Consider the following 18,968-nt stretch of genomic DNA (forward strand, 5'->3'; position numbering starts at 1 on the left):
AGGTTACACATATGTATTTTGATGCCGATCCTTTCGGAGGTGCAATGTTTACCATCGTCCCTCTACTCATTATTGGTGTTTTTATTTTTATCGTTGTGAAAGGACTTTCTGAATGGAGCGCAAACAATAATTCTCCAAGGCTTACTGTGCCTGCCGCAGTTATCTCGAAAAGAACACGTATATCTAATAATCATCACCATTCGAACGAGCATATGCACACAACGTCAACAACTTCTTATTACGTAACATTTCAATTTGAAAGCGGCGATCGCACAGAGTTTTCCTTAAATGGCTCGCAATACGGCATGTTGGCGGAAGGTGATACTGGAATGCTCACTTTCCAGGGAACGCGCTATCTTGGATTCGAACGTATACAATAATAGGTAAACGGCCTCTACTTTCCTCGAGCAAAGGCCGCGTTCTATCTTTAGCATTAGATGCCCTCCAAAAAGTCAACCCCTTTTCAAAACCACTTTTTAGAAGGATTATTCAGACTACTAACAGAATAGTACTATATGGGATGTTGTGTGCTAGGTTGTTGAGAATACTGAAAGGTGTGAGAATCATTGCCAAAATCGTATTTATCATTGAAACAACTTACTGAGTTGCTGGACATTCACGGAAATACTATTAAAGGATATCTGAATAGACACCCCGAATTTCTCAAATTCGATAAAGTCCATAATCGGTACTGGATTCACGTATCCGCAGTGGAAACCTTGAAGACCATTAGAAAATTATACGGGGAAGGCTACAAGCGGGAAGCCGTGGATGAATATCTTAGGGGTTCAGGTGTACCTGTTGCGATTACTCTAGAGAATAAAGAAGGCACGGACTTGACTTCAATAAATGACGAACTGCAGGAATTGAAGAATATGTTCCGTGTTCAGCACGAAAATATGATGCAAATGCAAATGCAGTACAATCAAAAGTTATTTCATCAAATAGAAGAAGAAAAGAAAGAATTGAAGGAAGTATTTCATCAAGAAATCGGGGATTTGAAACAGCTGGTTAATCGCCATGAATCGGATAGGGTTTCAGAATTACGATTAAGCTTGGAAGAAACTGCTGCATCTGCGGAAGTGATCAAAGAAGAACTGGTTGCTGAACGGAAGAAAAGTTTGTGGCAAAAGTTATTCGGAAAATCCCAACAAACCAAATTTGGTACGTAAATATTTCAACCGTTTCTCAATTGGCGGTTTACAGCAATTGAAGATCCCACTGTTGTTGCTGAAGGTTGTATGAAAACCAAAATTCACTATAATTAGTAAACCAAAAAGCCCGAAATCACCTACATTCTGGGCTTTTTTTAGTTATTGGTCAGTATTATTTACTGGCACAAGCGCGCCCTTTTATAAAACATCACTTACTTATTCGTTAACGAGTTGTTCCGCCAAACCGATGAGAAGCCCTTCGATTCCACGAATGTAGCAGAGCCGATACGAGTCCTCATACTGAACCACATCGCCAACGAGCTGAGCACCATACTTAGTAGTGAGTCTGGATACCATTTCGTCAATGTCTTCAACGGCGAACATGACGCGTAAATAACCGAGGGCATTGACAGGAGCGGTCCGGTGATCTGATATTGTAGGTGGGGTGAGAAATCGCGAAAGTTCAATTCGGCTGTGGCCATCCGGGGTAACCATCATAGCAATCTCTACGCACTGAGAACCCAATCCGGTTACCCGACCAGCCCATTCACCTTCGACAGTGGCCCGTCCTTCAAGGTTCAAGCCAATCTCCTCGAAGAAAGGAATTGCGTCATCCAGGGATTCTACAACGATGCCGACATTGTCCATTCTTAGCAACTTGTTTTTTGCCATAGTCTTATCTCCTGACTGTTCTATTCTTTACTCTGGGCTTTCTACAGTTAACCACTTATCAATCGCATCCAAATCAAACAACAAAATGCGATTGGTTCATCGAATGCACGGAACACATTTTTCGCGTAACAATTTAAAAATTACTTGTTTGGCCCCTTAAATATTCTCTTCATTTTTTTGATATTTCATACTCGATTTTCCCTCCTAGAACGAATACTAAACGTTCTTAATGTGGTGATGTATTTGAGTGTGTTAAGACATGGTCTATTACTTTTCCGGTAACTGGCATAAAGTAATTCAATATGATCCCCCCTAAACAAACGGTTAATAAAGTTCCAATGCCGATGGGCCCTTTGAAAATTAATGCCAATATCAAGAAGACAAGGTAGATCAATGTTCTTGAAAAAAATATATTGGTTCTCGTTAATTCTTGTATGATTAACGTCAAGCGATCAACAGGAATCGGCGCAAAATTTGTATGTAAATAAGTTGCCGTTCCCAATCCGATAACAACTAATCCGATTCCAAAACAAACCATTTTGCCGAACCATAGTTCAGGTGAGACCAAATTGTTCAATAAAAACAGCCACATATCAATACCTATACCCGTTATAAATGCTGTTACCAATCCCAAAACTTCAGGTCTTTGTCTTTTTAATAATGCATTACAACCGATCAATATGAAAGCTAGAATGATTTCCCAACTCCCTACCGTTAATCCCACGTTTTTGGATAAGCCTACCAAAAGTGCATCAAAAGGGGATGTTCCCAGGTCTGATTGTATGGTGAAAGAAATACCAAGGGTTAATATCAAAATTCCTACTACATAAAAAGCATATTTCACTTTACTCACCCTTCTCATCGTTTTGTTGTAAACACAACAAAAATAAGTTAAATTTAATATATAGTCTATTTGTTGTATTTGCAACATTTTTTGATTAAGGAGTTAATGATGAAAGAAATGTTCGCTGATGATAATGAGCGTTAAGAAGTGTACTATTAGAGGTTTATTCATACTCCATGCTTTTTACTTCTGGCCATAGAAAAAACCTCCCAATCGCTTGATTTAGAAGGTCGTTTAATTAATCTTATTTGATTTGAGCATCAAAAAAAGTACCATCTTCTAGAGGTTTTAGCTTTGTTTTAGAACTCGGTATCCCAAATCATTCAGACGTTCCAAGCTCGTATAATACGTGTCACAGTAGAGGCAGACATTAGATTTAATCATTTATTATCAGATGAGCAAAGGTTTATTTTTTGATGAACTCCATTGTGAATTCTTGCTCTTCCAGTATATCATCTTCGTTGTTTTTTTCGTCCCAAGCGCTTGGCAATGTAAAGCTTAGCGTCGTCACTTCGGGATTGTCGATGACCACTGCAAACTGCGATTTGTGATCAGCACCACCAACTATCACTGCGCCAAAATCATCACCAAACAATATGTCTTCTGTGTTGATGCTGACGTTCATATTACTGCCTTCCTTCATCTTATAGGCACCACCAAACACAATAGGGCTGTCGGTTTTATTTTTCATCTTCTCTGTCCCAATAACCATATATAGCGACTCTGGCACCTCATTGATATCAAGAACGCCATGCTTTAATGTTAAGGGAAATTCAGCCTGCTCAGTGTAGTTTTCAAGTTTGATTATTTTCACGCCAGATAACTCATAGCTTAGACTTTCATTTTCTTCGAGTACGAACGGCTTAGCTTCGCTAATGACTGTGACTTGCCCATAGTCCTTAATTCCGCCCAGACCCTCTTCGATAGTTTCTATCTCCTTTTCAACCTTCGTCTCCTCGGCTCCATTGGTGCATCCTGCAAAAATGATCCCTGCCAGTAGCGCCATTGCTAATCCTTTAAATTTCATAATATGATACCTCCACCTGTCCATCAAGCAACGTACAGACGGGGATTTCCAGAAAAAGTTTCAAAGAGTTTTAAAAAGGTTTTGGAGAAAGGAAGGATTTATGAGAGTTCCTTGGAAGCGTTTAGCAGCTAGGTAACGCTCAATACATAATGCGTATAACGCAAAAACGACGTCATTCAAAAATGAAGTCGTTTTCTTAATTTATGATGTTATGCTCTGAGTGCCAAGTCTATAGGAGCAATATTCTCCTCCATCACGATTATTCAGCAAAAGAAGTTTCTTCAAGATAATAAAGGTCTTGCCGCACCCTCCAATCCCCATGAGCAAAACAATTAAATCTTAATTAAATCTTGCTGAATCTACATCAAGATTTAATAGAGATCGTTTTGAAAACTTCAGCCTATCTGTTGGTAAAGGGAGGAAGAAACGTTACAAAGCCAAGACAGTCTAGAAAAAATATCTCATTTCTTATATTTATCGATGATCATTTTTATTAGATCATCGAGTTCATTTTCGCCATCAATGTACGTCTGCAATAAATCCTGATTTTCTTTTGTTAAAGGTTCGGCTCCCAATAAATTAATGGCTACAGCATCAGCAACAAATTTTTCCCGCTGCTCTTTTGTCGTATTCGCAATGCTGTATTTATCCATATTTCCCACCCCTTATTCAACAATTTCGCCCGATGGCAGAAGTATCTCTACCTGAAATGTTTACCAAGTGATTTAACGAATAAAACATATAGCAGTACCCCCAACACAATAGTGGCCACATAATAATACCAAATGCCAGAAAATATCAACAGCTCTGTAATGAAATAACCGGTGAGTACCGATGCCCCTACTCCCAATGTGTGTCTGATCACGTTGGAAGGTGAAATTTTGTCGCCTGCTAAGTAAATTAAAAATCCAATAGCAGCACTCATTACCACCGAAAACACAAACAACAAGAAAATCTGAAGATAGATTATCATAGAAATTCTCCCTATAGATTAAATTGACCTGTTCGCTGAACAATAAAAAAGGCATTTTTAAATTTCATCTCTTCTAAGTATATCAAGAAATTAACTAGTAAATCATTTTTCCCGCCATTATTGGTCAAAAATTGTTCCTTTCTATTTTTGTTTTCCAACCCAACCTACCAGGAGAAAATACGTTCTTAATTATATAACAAAACACTTTATATAGTTAAATAAACTTAAAAAACACAACATATAGTTCCTGATACCTTTTTACTGTGGTGTAATTTAAATTAAATTGCAACAATAATCAGATCCGTCTTTTTCATTTCGGCAATCAACATTCCAAGGAACTCCCATATGTTGAATCAAAAAACGGATATTGAATGAGATAAATCATTCAATACCCGACTCCGGAATAATATTACCTTAATCAATTCCCCCTGTTATGATAAGGTTCACCGTAAGTTATTTAAGAGGCAAAAAATAGACGAGCGTTAACATTTCCAGCTCTTGTCTATAAAACAATTGTTGTAATAAACGTCCCAGTCCCCGATATACCCATTTATAAATCCATAAACCTTTAAAGATCACTCCGAATTTTCCTAATATCTATTTAGTTAAAGGTGGTTAATTCTTCTGAAACTGACTGTAAAAAATCTTTTTCAAATTTAATATAATAAGCATCATCTATCTTTGTATCTATCATTCCATCGAGTAATGATACTGATTGTATCGAGGGAAGTTCCATTTTAGTCTCTAATAATTTTTCAATTGGGAAATCGCCTTCTATTTTAGTCATAAATTGTTTTAATTCTGTTTGTGGTAATACGTTTATTGTTTCATTTACAACTGCGGTAATGAGGTTTAATTGGTCTTCTTCATTCAAGTTTCTTCCCACTGTAGCATCCATTAGTAATGCCGCAACCTCTTCGCCATTCAAACGATTCATCCCTTTTTTGAATTCAAATGCCACTTGAGAGATGGCTCTTACTTGAATATCTTCTTGCAAGTCGTAATCTATCCCATTCACTGAATCAATCATTGATGACAGGGTTTCTAAATCGACTAAAGCATAATAATCAATCGGTAAATCAAACAGCGTAGAAACTGTTGTCCTTACATTCTCAGCGCCTCCTGAACCGTAATCATAAGCAAATGTCAATTTATCATATGAAGTAATCCCATTATGCTTATCCAAAATTGGAGCATAAGTATCACGAGGGATAGACAAAACTTTCATCGTCTTTTTATCTTTACTATAAGTAAGTAAAAGATTAATAGGCACTCTATTATTATCATCTTTCACCGTTAATAGAGTGGTTAAAAACTCGTCTTCTTTGTATACTGATTCACTTGCATTACCTTCCTTATTTTCAGTAATAAAGTTTCCGGGAAGAATCGATGGCATAAACAAAAATATACACAAGCCTACTACTAATAAAGAAGCTGTAAGTGGAGCAAATTTTTTTGAAAAAGAAACAAACGTTTTCTTTTTTGTATTATTCTTCTCCAGCTTATGAATTTGTTCAAACACTTCATGACGGTCTTCTTTCGTAAAACGTAAATCTTGATCCGCTGCATTATATAACTTGTCTCTTAATCGTTTATCTTTCATTAAGTCCTGCCTCCTTTATCATTGGCTCTAATCTTTGTTTTGCTCTTCTTAATCGAGTTTTCACTGTATTAACTGAAATATCCAAGACTTGGGCAATTTCCCCTGTATTTAATGACTCATAGTAGTATAGATAAACTACTTCCCTATACACTTTTGGAAGAGAAAAGATCGTGTCTTTTATTTCTTCATTATCATATTTATCGATAACGGTTCTTTCTGTTGATGGTAATATTGACTTTGCTGTTTCATTTATAAAGCTTTTCACCTGTACCATTTTGTAATTCCAGCTTTTCAAATAATCTTTACATTCGTTAATTGTTATACGATAGAGCCAAGTTTTTATTTGTGCGTCAAATCGGAACGAATCAAGGTTTTTATAACATTTGATAAACGTATTTTGAACCATATCCTTAGCAGTCTCTGTATCTTTCACATAAGAAAATGCCAATCGTACCAACTCATTACCATATTCAATCATCACTTTTTCTAATAGGAAATCTTTTTCTTCATTGTCCAACCTACTCCTCCCCTTCAACTACTTCGAATTCTGCTATTAGACGATTATCAAATCATAGTAGGTTCAATTCTTCAAAAAATATTTTACCGGCAATGGGCGAATACAAAATCGACAAGATTGATGCGGTTATGTGTCAAATAAATGTGAAAATTACCACCGCCTCTAACCTATGCCCACTCTACATGAACATGCTACCTTGCCCCAGTCAAAATCGTTATTAAACCAAACTCCATAATATCACTCGCTCAGCCGCAGCCTAATTACTACTCCTCTTTTATGCCATTACGAAAATCAGGAACGCACTTACTTATTTGGGAGTATGAAATTTGTACAAAACGAGTGACAGGCACCATTTTCAACAACGCTATCGATCAACTAGATAACGACTGTAAAATACTCATCAATATTTTCATAAAACTAAGTAACGACCAATCCATGATGCGTATAACGCAAAAAAAACGACCCCATTTAAAAGATGAAGTCGTCTCCGTAATTTATGATGTTAAACTGCATCATGCTCTGAGTACCAAGTCTAAAGGAGCGATTTTTACTTTAAAAATCAAGAAGCAATATTCTCTTCCGTCACGATCATTCAGCGAAAGAATTTTCTTCAGGATAATAAAAAAGGTCCTTCCGTAAACACACATCCTTATGCTTCAGTGTTTCTCCCTCAAACCGCAGCCAAATTTCATCATCCACCATCACGCCATGTGTTTTTCGAACAATGCTCCAGCGATTATACGCTTGCATACCGAGACTAGCCAATAGTTCGTCGGCATTGACACGGGTAGGAGGAATAGTGCACCATTTCAACCGTTTCTCCAGCTCTTCAATCGTGATATATCCTTCCATATTCGGGGAAAACTACTTATTGAAATCATTAATATAGTTAATAACGTACGGTGTTCCACCATTTGTAGGTTTTAAGTCTACACGCACAATGACTTCATCTATCCACTGCGATGATTGCTTATAAAGTTGAAAAGTTAAATGTAGATGAGTGAGCCGCAAGTTAAAGAAGATCTGTAATATTGTTCGCACAATCGAAAGGGACGACTAAAGAATGGCTACTTTAAACTTGTGGAAGAAAATTCAGAAGCAAGATTATTTAATGCTAGGCTTTAATATGCTGCAACTAATGCATGGAGTGATTACAGTTAACAATATACATTCTAATGAAAAGATTCAATTGGACACGCTCGAAAAATTTATCGAATATATGTTACATAACAAAACATTTTCACCTGACATAAGAGGATAAAACTATACAAAACAAAAAAGATCAGGGTTTCCATACACAAACTTAGACTAACCTAAATTATTGAGACAATATAAAACACCTTCGAAATGGTACACTTGTAAAAAGTACTTACATCGGAGGTGTTTTTGCATGGGTAAAAACGTATATTCAAGCTAAGTGAAATGGGCAGTTGTGAAAGATAAATTAAGTGGTGAATTGACGACTAAAGAAATTATGGAAAAGTACGGAATCAAAAATAAATCTCAAGTTGAAACCTGGATGAGATGGTATCGATCAAATGAAATCTATCGATTTGATCAGCCGATCGGTAAACAATATACCTTCGGTCATGGCCCTGAATTTGCAAGTGAAGACGATAATCGAGAGCGCCAATTGTCTCATCTGAAGATGGAAAATGAAATCTTAAAAAAGTACATGGAGATCGAAAAGGAGTTGAAAAAGGAATAGTTTTGTAAATTGTGGAGATATTTAGGGGCAAATATACGATAACTGCCATTCTAAGTGCTTTAGGTGTGCCACGAGCAAACTATTATAGATGGTGTATGGAAGGAGTCGTAGCACAGCTTTTAGCGAAGGATGAAGCAATCTCATTGAATTGTATAAAAGAACGAAATATCGTAATGGTCACGGGAATATAAAGGCTCTGCTAAAACAGGAATATAAAATAGAATTAAACCGTAATACAGTCCAGGCAATCATGCAAAAGCACAATTTACAGTGCCGTATCAAGCCGAAACGGAAATGGAAGTCCCAGGGGGAAAGTATAATAATAGCACCTGATCTTCTTAAACGTAACTTTACTGCAAACGCCCGAACAAGAAGTGGGTTACGGACATTACCTATATCCAATATGGCAGTACCACAAAATATCTCTCTACAATTATGGATTTGTTTAATAACGAAATCGTTGCGTACAAATTATACGACTATCAACAGACGCCGCTTGTTATCGATACATTAAAGGTAGCATTAGAACTCCGAAATAACCCCGAGGGGGTCATTATACATTCGGATCAAGGAAGTGTTTACACATCGTATGCCTATCAAGCTTTCGTCAAGGAGCATGATCTGATAAGTAGTATGTCTCGTAGAGGAAACTGTTGGGATAATGCGGTGATTGAATCATTTCATTCAAACTTGAAGTCAGAGAAGTTCCAATATGTCAAATTCAATTCGTTAGGAAATCAAAAGGTTAGTGAGCGGGTATAAACTATTTGAATTACTATAACGAAGAGCGTATCCAAGAAAAATTAGGCTACCTGACACCCAAGAAATATGGTGTAATAGCAGCCTAATCTGTTTTATATGTGTCTCAAATCGCTATGTCAGTCTACTTCTCTACTGTATTGGTGTCGAATCAAATGCAGTGAAGATTGAAAGAAATGCTGACAATACCTGAAATGAATCGTATCAGATTAATGAGGCACCAGAAATCCTTATATTTCAGCTATAGAGACGTAGCCTACATCTATTTACAAATAAGGATATGAACATTGTCATATCAATAAAAAGTACTCTTCTTTTGAGACCGTCAATCCCTTCAGATACACCTTCCTCCATCCACCTCTATCTCTATCCCAGTAATCATTTTGGCATCATCTGAGGCTAAAAATAATGCTGCATTAGCCATATCGATCGGTTGGGCTAATTGTCCAAGGGGTATTGTTTTAATGAATTTTTCACGTTGCTCACTATCAATCATTCCAGTATCCGTGGCTACGGGATTAATTGTATTTACCCTAATTCCAAAGGAGGCAAGCTCAAGAGCCATAGATTTTGCTAACGTCACTACTGCACCCTTTGATGCACAATATATGTTTAGCCCAGAACGGGGGCGAATTGCAGAGGTAGAGCCAGTGCATAATATAACCCCTTCACCAGCTTCCTTCATATAAGGTATAACTGCCTGTATTCCCCAAAAAACTCCCTTTACATTGACATCCATAATCCTTTGATAAGTGTCGTCATCTACCTCTTCCAAGGAAGTAATAGGCATAGCAACACCTGCGTTATTGTGTAAAATATCTATTGTTTTAAAGTTATCTATTGTTTTTTTAACTAGATTTGTTACTTCATCCTTTTTGGTAATATCTGTAGGAATAAATAGTGCCTTTCCACCTTTGTCCTCGATTCCCTTTGCGACTTCATTCCCTGCCGTGTGGGGAAGGTCAGCTAGAACAACTGTAGCACCTTCTCCAGCAAATTTTTCCGCAATACTTTTTCCTATACCAGCTGCGGCTCCTGTTATAATCGCGACTTTGTTTTTTAATCTCATAACAATCTCATCCTGTTCCAGTTTAATTTTAGATCATCTAGATTATTCCGAATTTTTATCTTTCTATTGAAATTAAAATTTAGGTTGTTAACCCACTTTTACTTTTTGTCTTCTTTTTTCGACAATACTATCATAAACTTTTAATGAATTTTCTGTCGTCTTGGTAAATTTAGATACAACGATGAAAACAGTTGCCGTAACAATCAGCGTAAATACCGGACCTACTAACCACGGTGCAGCTGGAATAGAGAACCCAAACAGGAATGTATAGCTACCTAGCAACGCACCAACGATTAAAGCACTCGCAGCTCCTTGTTTTGTAGATCCTTTCCAGAAAAATCCTCCTAGCCATGTAACTAAGAAAGCTGGTCCTGTTGTCGCTGCAGATAAATTAGCAAAAGTAGTGATCCATGAAAGTCTCATTAAGGCAACACCCATTGTTAAGAGAACCATTACGATTAATATTATCTTAGTCATTTTGATCATTTCTTCTTCAGTAATTTTTCTCTTTTTAATTTTTTCACCTAAGAACTTTCCATAAATATCTCTTCCTACAGCTAAAGAAGAAACCATTAGTTGTCCACTCGCTGTTGATTGTGCCGCTGAAAGTAGCCCTGCGAAAGCGATACCCGTAATAACAGGTGGAACCCACTCTTGTGCAGCGATTAAATAAATTGTTTCCGCTTCTACTCCCTCTAAACCCGGAAGTAAAGATCTGCCCGCCATCCCTAGAATGAAAAACATTAATCCAGATGCCCATATAAATGGCGTCGTAAAGAGAATGGCTTTATATACTTCTCTTTCGTTTTTCGCCAAAAATACACGGCTAACTGTGTCAGCTCTTGCTAACGTACCGAAAATCCAAATAAAGATTAAACTCCATACTACCCAAGGATCCCCTAAACCAGCATCACTGGTAAAGAAATGTGGATAATGTTTTTCAATATTACCTATAATATTATACATTCCTCCACCTTTAAGGACGGTAACAGTAATAATTATCCCTGCCGAGACCCAAGCAAATAACAGTTGAAAGACATCAACATAAGCCGTAGCCTTCATACCACCGAGAAGGGTATAAATCCCAACAATACCTGCGGCAATAATTACTGCAACAAAATATGGGATATCAAAAATTAATTGGAATAATAAGCCGACACCAATAAATTGAATTGTTACATAAAAAATGTATCCAATAAAAATTACAGCGGCTGATAGTCCACGAACAAAGTTACTATCATATCTATCTCCCAAAAAGTCTGGAATCGTAAACTGACCGAAACGTCTGAGCAACGGCCCAAATAAAGCTAAACATCCCATATATCCGATGACGGATCCAACGTATGCCCCGTTAGGCATAAATCCTTGAACATAGATAATTCCGACAATACCTAAAAAGCTAGATGCACTCAGGTATTCAGCGATATAACCTGCACCAACTACCCAATAGGGATTGTTTTGTCCTCCTGCTACGTAATCCACTGTTGTACTATCTCTAGAGGATAAATAACCAATAATTAAGGTGGCTAGTAAATATAAAAATATAACAATATATATTGTTGGACTCACTATTCCTACCTCCTATTTCTGTCCCTTAGTTTTTCTCAATCCATATATGCCAGTCGAAACACCTATAATAGGTACTAAAAGAATCATATAGTAATACAATCTTATCTCAGGAACTTTCAAAAATAATTGAAAAGCAAAGAATAGTAGCGGGACCGAAAATAATAATAAAATCGTTGTATAAATTACTCCAAACCATTCCCATTTTGTCTTTTTCATCGAAATCTCCTTTTGTAAAGTATCTTTACTTTCATTAAACTCTACAGTTTTTTTGTTCAAGCAAAATTAAATTAGTCGTATATTTCTCTACGAAAGAGAAGAAGCATACAAAAAACGATTAGAGAATTAAACAATCAATTTTCTTTGGTCAATTAAAGTCATTCCTTAATTCAATAAGTAGCTGTATATCCACCATCAATCAGATAAGCTCCTCCTGTCATAAATGACGACTGTTCAGAACATAAAAAGAGCACTAATTCGGCAATTTCCGTTGGCGTAGCGTAACGCTTTAAAGGAATTTTTTGTTCATATGCGCCGCGTGCTTTTGACGAATCTTCAGGAGATTTTACTTCATCAAGATCTCTCATCAATGCTGTATCTACAGGAGACGGGCAAATCGCATTCACACGAATCCCTTCGCCTGCAACCTCTACCGCTGCAGTTTTAGTTAATCCATTTACAGCATGTTTTGTTGCTGCATATGGGCCAAGGGAAGGTGATCCTCCAAGTCCAGCAACTGATGAAGTATTCACAATACACCCTGACTTTTGTTCTTTCATAACGCGAAGAACATGTTTTAATCCGTAAAAAACACCTTTTAAATTTATATCAATGATTTTATTGAAGTCTTCGGACGTAACCTCTGTGATTTCAGCAAAGTCTCCTACGATACCAGCATTATTGAAAAAGACATCCACTTTACCATACTTTTCAACTGCCAGCTTTGTGTAATTCTTTACATCTTCTTCTTTTGTTACATCAGCAGGAATTAAAAGAAAATCCTTTAGTTCCAATTCATCTACCATATTTTTTAAAGCTTCTTCATTCAAATCTACCAAAACCAATCGCGCACCATTTTCCTTAAATAACCGCGCTGCTTCCTTACCAATTCCCCCAGCTGCGCCAGTTATTAAGGCAACTTTCCCATCAAACTTCAAACCAACCAATCCCTTCTAGTCAAATGTCTTTAGTTAACTGATCATCGTTTATTCCTGTTTCTTTAGACAGACGTTAACTTAACGGGCGGTGTAACCCCCGTCAACTGGCAAATCTATCCCAGTTATATAGGATGATTCATTAGAGGCAAGAAATAAGGCTGCATATGCGATTTCAATTGGTTCAGCAGCTCTTCCAATTGGTCCAATCCGCCATGATTCCTTTGGGTCTTCTAACAAACGCTCTGTCATAGGCGTCCGTACAAGTCCCGGATGGATGGAATTAACCCTTATTCCAAATGGAGCAAATTCTATGGAAGCCGTTTTGGTCAACATTCTAACCGCTCCTTTTGCTGCGTGATAAGATGCTGCTGACCCGGTTCCAACTAATGCCCAGATGGATGAATTATTGACAATCGATCCTTGCTTACTTTTTTTCAAGAAAGGAAGCATTGATTTCATTCCAAATAAAACACCTTTTGCATCTACATCCATCACTTTCTGCCATTCATCTTCCGTGACTTCCTCTATCGATCCTCTACCTGGAATACCAGCATTATTGACAAGTATGTCCAGATTGTTATAAGCGTCTTTTATATAATCGGCGACCTTGTTCCAATCCGCTAACTTCGAAACATCCATTTGTACAAAATTAACATCTCCGCGCGCGTTGGAAATTTCCGCCGCAGTTTCTTTTCCTGCCATATTCATGTCTGTTAAAATAACTGTTGCACCTTCTGCGGCAAATAATTTTGCGATTTCTTTTCCTTGCCCAGTAGCAGCTCCAGTAATTAACGCTATTTTATTTTTTAATCTGCCCATACGTAGTCACCTTCCAAATAGTAGTCACATCACAACCGATAATTTTCCACTTTGCATTCAACAAAGCTCCTACCCTGCACTGTAATTTAATCCATCCAAGCAAAAGAAAACGATAAACTCTACTATTTCTTGTAATCTTACAATTCACCGCAAGGAGGTTTGAATCAAAACTTTTTACAGGTTTTTCAAAAATACACCGGCCCGTTAGTTATGTTGAGACATCTGATACGCTTATGCCTTCTTTATCTTTCTACCTGTAACTGTCAGTCGTAACGAGCGTCTTCATATTTTCCAAATCGGAGATGTAAAACCATAAATTTGTATGCGTTTTCAAAATTAAAATTCAGGTAAATTTTTTGGACTTTCGTAATATCCTGCTCTGCTCAATGATGTCCCTGAAACTTCTTTCAAAATTACTTGGGTTTCGGCCATCTTCAATGTCATTCCAGTTACATCCATAACTGTGGCGCCTAATGTTTCTTGGGTAATGTTATTTTGGAGACAAAGGATATTTAAAAGTCCACATCCTGGCAAGATAACCTCGGCTCCTTGTGCAATTGCTTTTTCGCACGCACTTATAAATTTATCTAAAATAGGCTTTGGATCATGAAATGCATTTCCAAGATCTTCAATACTTACTTCGAAAAATTGAGTTTCTACAGCTTGATCAGAAAGCCCATATTTTTGAATCAAGTTCCCATAAGATTTTTTTGCTAATTGCGGTGTGTAAGTTACAATTGCAAATTTCTTTCCATACATTAAAGACGTTAGCATTGAAGTTTCACCCATTCCAATTACAGGAATATCCACAAGTTCTCTAGCTTCATCTAAAATCGGATCTAAAAAGCAATGAAAGGCGACTGCATCATACCCAGATTTTTCCGCCTCAACGATATTCTTTAAAATATCTCGATTATTCAAAAACTCATATGACATAAAATGGACCTCTGAACTATATGGCGTCTCTACACCATCTATTTCAGTTGTAAAGTTAGGGGACAGAACTTTTTTCGCATGATTCTGTATGCCTTCCAAATAGACAGGATTTTTTTTAACATTAGTACTACTTTGAACAAGAATTTTCTTCATACTATAGCTCCTCACCATTTTGGCAGTAAAATTAGCCTCTTTGATTTATTAAAACTCAAGGAATTCAAATTTTAACCACCTTCGTATACTTTAAAACTTTAAAAATACCATTATACAAAACACCTTTGTACAACTCTACCCAATCAAAGTCGGCTAGGTAGAGGCGCGCGGTTCTTTCGGCTATACCGCATGCGCCAACAATTTTTTGCATGACTTCTGATGATGATTTATGTGGCAGGAAGTACGGTAGCGGTACATTCGCCGAAGCTAATGATGCTTTCTCCTGGTCCAGGGGCACTTCCGCGCAGTGTTACTTGCTGACCGTCCCTGAGATAACTAAAATTCTCTCCGGTACTAGCAATGAGCGGTACTTTCCCTCCCAAAGTCATCTCCATCAAAGAGCCACGTTGATTCGGTTCAGATCCAGAAATCGTGCCAGAACCAAAGAAATCCCCGGGACGAATGGCAGCACCATTAACAGTCATATGAGCCAACATCTGAGGCGCCGTCCAATACATTGTTGAGTACGGTGCTGTAGAAACATGTTGATCGTCGATATGGATTTCTACTGAAATATCCAGTCCATATGGGTCAGCATCGGAATCATCTAAATACGGCAAAAGTGCTTTATCACGACTCGGCGGCATCACACGGGCGGCATCTAATGCCTCCCATGGAACGACCCATGCTGAAATCGTTGAAGCAAACGATTTACTTAAGTTAGGACCTAAAGGCACAAACTCAAACGCTTGAATATCACGGGCAGACCAATCGTTGAACAAAACAGCCCCAAATAAATGGTTCTCAGCAGCTTCTGCTAGGCTAACTTCACCTTGGGGTGCAGAACCTCCAACAATGAATCCAATTTCTGCTTCAATATCTAATTTCCTAGAAGGACCAAAGCTTGGATTTGCATCCTTCTCTGGCCGTATCCCTTTCGGTCGGCGCACAGGGGTTCCTGAAATGAACACAGTCGAGGCACGTCCATGATAACTAACCGGCAAGTGCTTCCAGTTAGGTTTCAACGGCTCCTCATTCGGACGCAATATGCGACCAATATTAGTTGCATGATTCTCCGATGCATAAAAGTCAACATAATCGCCCACCGTAAAAGGCATAGCCATATTAACATCACTTACACTAGTTGCCGCTGCTTTTACTGCCGCCGTATGGCTCGGATTGGTGAATATATGTGTTAGCCAGTTACGTAGCTCAGACCAGATAGGGCGACCAGCAGCCAACAATGCATCTATAGTGGGTTGGTCTGTCACAGTATCTTTTGCTTTTGAACTAAGCCCACCAATTGTCGATTCTAGGAACCCAAGATCAATTGCATGATCCCCTAACCGAACAACCACCCTAGGAACTGTATTTTCTTCTATGTAAACTGAACCGTAGGGGAGATTTTCTACTCCGAAGCCGTGCTTGCCCAGTAAATCAACGGCGGTAAATTTATTTGTCATCTAATAAGTCCTCCTTATACAATTGGTGCCAATAGCTCGAATACCACATAAAGAGCAATGCTCAGTCAATAATGGAGTTACTTACCGGTTTCTACCCTTAGGACAAGCTCTAAAGGTAAAAGAACCCTGTTGTCTCACATTACCAACCAAGCAAGCGCTATTCTAAGCAATGAAAAAATGAACTGAATCGTCAATGCTTATCGTGATGCTCCTTCGGGTGCCTCCACAGGCGTTGCATCTTTCCAACCAGGAACACATAACTCCACAAGCTTGTAGTCAGCAGTTGCACGATCCACAAAGTGTCGATTTGTCGGTCCCGATCCTATGCAGCAAGCGTCCCCTGCACTGAGTGCGATACGTGCACCCGTCTCTACACGTAAATCTGCGTGACCGTCTAACACAAAGAAGCACTGTGCCCAAGAATGGTAATGCCATCCTGTACCTTCTTCATATGGCTGACCAGTCGTGCGGATAACGTGAACATACAAACGGCCATCCGTTTTCTCTAATGTACCGAGATCTCGATATTCGAAAAACTCGCGGAGTCCATCCTCCCAAGCCTCTTCCTCCTCGTGCGAAATGCCGGGGCTTCGATTAGGATTCAACGTTTTCACACGTTCTGGCAGTGCCGTATCCTTTCCCCAAACAATGTCATATGCATCTGGAGCAAAGAAGTGCAGTGCTTCAAAGTCATCACTGATTTTCGTGAAACGATATCTATACAATGCAGGTAATACCGCGGAACTATCAGCTACAAGCTCATGCGATGAACCATCTTCAAATTCGATCTGTACTGATCCTTTGATTACATAGAACATATTGAAATCGACATCATCCGCTTGCCATTCCCCTTCAGCGGCAGTACCGCGAACATGAGAACCACCTAATTTGCCTTCAGCAGCCTCATCAAGACTCAACGATCTTCTTTCAAAATATGGTGTAGGACCAGCCTCCCACTTAGCTTCTAACAATGGTGCACTATTCGATACCTTAATTGAAATAGGATTTTCAAGGTCCCAACCTGTGATCCATGGAGTTACGTTTGTCATAATTATTAATACTTCCCTTCAGTTTATTAGTTACTATACAAAAGTTTTAATTATCTAAATTCCTACGAGACAACTATTAATCATAGTTCTTTGAATCCATTATTTGTTATCGATCAACTTTTCATAGACATAGTAAATTCCATTTCATCAATAACTAAATAACAAATTTATTTATTAATCCTCCTATTCTGTATTTAATAATCATATATCTGGATTATATCCAATATATTTAATTTGTCAATAGTATATTTATCTTCCAAATAATATATTATTGATCGAAACAAGATATTATGATAATATTTGTTTTATAAAGTTTATATTCTGTAAATCTCGCTATAAAATAATTAAAAGGGTGATTTATCCTGAAAACTAGGTATCGCACTAAAACAGAAAAGGTATACAGCAGTATTCAAAATGAAATTATGAATGGAACATTTGCCCCGGGGGAAAGATTGATTATTTCACATTTGGCGGATCAATTTAGTGTCAGTGAAATTCCAGTGAGAGAGGCACTACAAAGGCTATCCCTAGAAGGATACGTGCAGTTAGTGCCTCATGTTGGTGCCATTGTAAGTATATTATCCGAAGAAGAAATACGGGAAATTTTTGAATTACGTATATATATGGAGGCTCTCGCTACTCAATTGGCTGTTGATCATCTTACAAATTTCCACTTGGAAAACTTGGAAAAAATGATTGAAAGCTCTAAAGAAATGTTAACTTCAACAGATTGTCAGTTTGAAGAATATGCGAAACACAACCGTAAATTTCATGAATATATTTATAGGCATTGCAATAACTCTCGACTTTATAAAATCATCTTTGAACTCTGGGATTACTCAAATAGATACCCTAAAATTTTCCATACAACAGAGACGTTGCAAAAATCAATCGAGGAACATACTGAAATTCTTAATGCATTAAAGGAAAGAGATGCGGAATTAGCTGCAGAACGAACAAAAAATCATAAACATAAAGCTTACAAAATATTATTAGATATGTTAAAAGAATTATAATTTCAATAAGTTGGATAATAAAAATTCTGATTCTAGATTTAATAGGATTTTCCGGCATTATTTTCATTTCTAAACAGGACTTTACGGTCCTTTGTCAAATGAAAGTTGGTAAAGAATTTTTATTGACTATAATTTAATAGTTATGGGAAGATCCTAGGTCAGAAAAACTGACCTAGGATCTTCTTTTTTTATGAGATTTTTTAAATAACCATTACTTTCCATTCTGGATGGACGCTCATTTAACTTCAAGAAACAGATGCTCGAGTAATAAGTCAAAGTAACTGCGGAGCAAAAAGTGCTACTCCGTTGCTTTGTCTTATGCTTGTCGGATCAAAATACTGTTACTAATGCGTTTCTAATTTCTAATTGTTAACATGCTTCGCCTTGACTTGTGATTTTCAAATGGTTTTACTGCCATAACTTCATCCACTGCAAATATGCCATGTTCTCTGTTCCTATTTCAGACACAAAAAACCCCCTAGT

At 37.6% G+C, this 18,968-nt stretch carries 17 protein-coding genes and 1 pseudogene; 4 read left to right on the forward strand and 14 right to left on the reverse strand.

Annotated features, from left to right (window positions below; genetic code table 11):
- The first annotated feature begins 11 nt into the window (after positions 1-11).
- Both MHZ95_RS12975 and MHZ95_RS12980 read left to right on the forward strand, forming a co-directional pair.
- Entirely contained in the window at positions 12-380 is a 369-nt protein-coding gene (locus MHZ95_RS12975; RefSeq protein WP_239391096.1) for a DUF2500 domain-containing protein, read from the forward strand.
- 186 nt (positions 381-566) lie between these two features.
- Positions 567-1,172, forward strand: a complete 606-nt coding sequence (locus tag MHZ95_RS12980; RefSeq protein ID WP_239391098.1) for a hypothetical protein — start codon at positions 567-569, stop codon at positions 1,170-1,172.
- A gap of 198 nt (positions 1,173-1,370) precedes the next feature.
- On the opposite strand, the gene MHZ95_RS12985 is transcribed toward MHZ95_RS12980, so the two are convergent.
- From MHZ95_RS12985 to MHZ95_RS13015, 7 genes are all read right to left on the reverse strand, one after another.
- Positions 1,371-1,826 carry a VOC family protein gene (locus tag MHZ95_RS12985; RefSeq protein ID WP_239391099.1) on the reverse strand — a complete coding sequence of 152 codons (456 nt, stop codon included), beginning with the start codon at positions 1,824-1,826 and terminating at the stop codon, positions 1,371-1,373.
- Positions 1,827-2,052: 226 nt separating this feature from the next.
- Positions 2,053-2,670, reverse strand: a complete 618-nt coding sequence (locus MHZ95_RS12990; protein ID WP_239391100.1) for a YczE/YyaS/YitT family protein — start codon at positions 2,668-2,670, stop codon at positions 2,053-2,055.
- Positions 2,671-3,076: 406 nt separating this feature from the next.
- Positions 3,077-3,697 carry a hypothetical protein gene (locus MHZ95_RS12995; protein WP_239391101.1) on the reverse strand — a complete coding sequence of 207 codons (621 nt, stop codon included), beginning with the start codon at positions 3,695-3,697 and terminating at the stop codon, positions 3,077-3,079.
- Positions 3,698-4,158: 461 nt separating this feature from the next.
- Positions 4,159-4,350, reverse strand: coding sequence for an antitoxin VbhA family protein (locus MHZ95_RS13000; protein WP_239391103.1), 192 nt, complete (start codon positions 4,348-4,350; stop codon positions 4,159-4,161).
- A gap of 921 nt (positions 4,351-5,271) precedes the next feature.
- Positions 5,272-6,273: an LCP family protein gene (locus MHZ95_RS13005; RefSeq protein ID WP_239391105.1), complete on the reverse strand. Its 1,002-nt coding sequence runs from the start codon at positions 6,271-6,273 to the stop codon at positions 5,272-5,274.
- Positions 6,263-6,790, reverse strand: a complete 528-nt coding sequence (locus MHZ95_RS13010) for a sigma-70 family RNA polymerase sigma factor (RefSeq protein WP_239391107.1) — start codon at positions 6,788-6,790, stop codon at positions 6,263-6,265. Before MHZ95_RS13010 ends, MHZ95_RS13005 begins: the two co-directional genes overlap by 11 nt.
- Before the next feature lie 588 nt (positions 6,791-7,378).
- Positions 7,379-7,642 (reverse strand): hypothetical protein, encoded by a 264-nt coding sequence (locus MHZ95_RS13015; RefSeq protein WP_239391109.1) that lies wholly within the window; start codon positions 7,640-7,642, stop codon positions 7,379-7,381.
- Positions 7,643-8,207: 565 nt separating this feature from the next.
- On the opposite strand from MHZ95_RS13015, the pseudogene MHZ95_RS13020 reads away from it, so the two are divergent.
- A pseudogene (locus MHZ95_RS13020) lies at positions 8,208-9,346 on the forward strand (IS3 family transposase).
- Positions 9,347-9,591: 245 nt separating this feature from the next.
- Here the strand turns inward: MHZ95_RS13020 and MHZ95_RS13025 are convergent.
- The 7 genes from MHZ95_RS13025 to MHZ95_RS13055 form a co-directional block, all read right to left on the reverse strand.
- Positions 9,592-10,326 carry an SDR family oxidoreductase gene (locus MHZ95_RS13025; protein ID WP_239391111.1) on the reverse strand — a complete coding sequence of 245 codons (735 nt, stop codon included), beginning with the start codon at positions 10,324-10,326 and terminating at the stop codon, positions 9,592-9,594.
- A gap of 87 nt (positions 10,327-10,413) precedes the next feature.
- Positions 10,414-11,895, reverse strand: a complete 1,482-nt coding sequence (locus tag MHZ95_RS13030; RefSeq protein WP_239391113.1) for a sodium:solute symporter family protein — start codon at positions 11,893-11,895, stop codon at positions 10,414-10,416.
- Positions 11,896-12,281: 386 nt separating this feature from the next.
- Positions 12,282-13,049: an SDR family NAD(P)-dependent oxidoreductase gene (locus MHZ95_RS13035; protein WP_239391115.1), complete on the reverse strand. Its 768-nt coding sequence runs from the start codon at positions 13,047-13,049 to the stop codon at positions 12,282-12,284.
- Between the two features lie 78 nt (positions 13,050-13,127).
- Positions 13,128-13,868: an SDR family NAD(P)-dependent oxidoreductase gene (locus MHZ95_RS13040; protein ID WP_239391117.1), complete on the reverse strand. Its 741-nt coding sequence runs from the start codon at positions 13,866-13,868 to the stop codon at positions 13,128-13,130.
- 336 nt (positions 13,869-14,204) lie between these two features.
- Complete coding sequence (locus tag MHZ95_RS13045) at positions 14,205-14,957, reverse strand: aspartate/glutamate racemase family protein (protein ID WP_239391119.1); 753 nt, start codon at positions 14,955-14,957, stop codon at positions 14,205-14,207.
- 227 nt (positions 14,958-15,184) lie between these two features.
- Complete coding sequence (gene fahA, locus MHZ95_RS13050; protein WP_239391120.1) at positions 15,185-16,420, reverse strand: fumarylacetoacetase; 1,236 nt, start codon at positions 16,418-16,420, stop codon at positions 15,185-15,187.
- Between the two features lie 197 nt (positions 16,421-16,617).
- Positions 16,618-17,469, reverse strand: a complete 852-nt coding sequence (locus tag MHZ95_RS13055) for a cupin domain-containing protein (RefSeq protein WP_239391122.1) — start codon at positions 17,467-17,469, stop codon at positions 16,618-16,620.
- 362 nt (positions 17,470-17,831) lie between these two features.
- Between MHZ95_RS13055 and MHZ95_RS13060 the strand changes: the two genes are divergently transcribed.
- Positions 17,832-18,485, forward strand: coding sequence for a GntR family transcriptional regulator (locus MHZ95_RS13060; RefSeq protein ID WP_255726780.1), 654 nt, complete (start codon positions 17,832-17,834; stop codon positions 18,483-18,485).
- The last annotated feature ends 483 nt before the right edge of the window (positions 18,486-18,968 follow it).

This window comes from Sporosarcina sp. ACRSM (assembly GCF_022346545.1).
Classification (GTDB): Bacteria; Bacillota; Bacilli; order Bacillales_A; family Planococcaceae; genus Sporosarcina.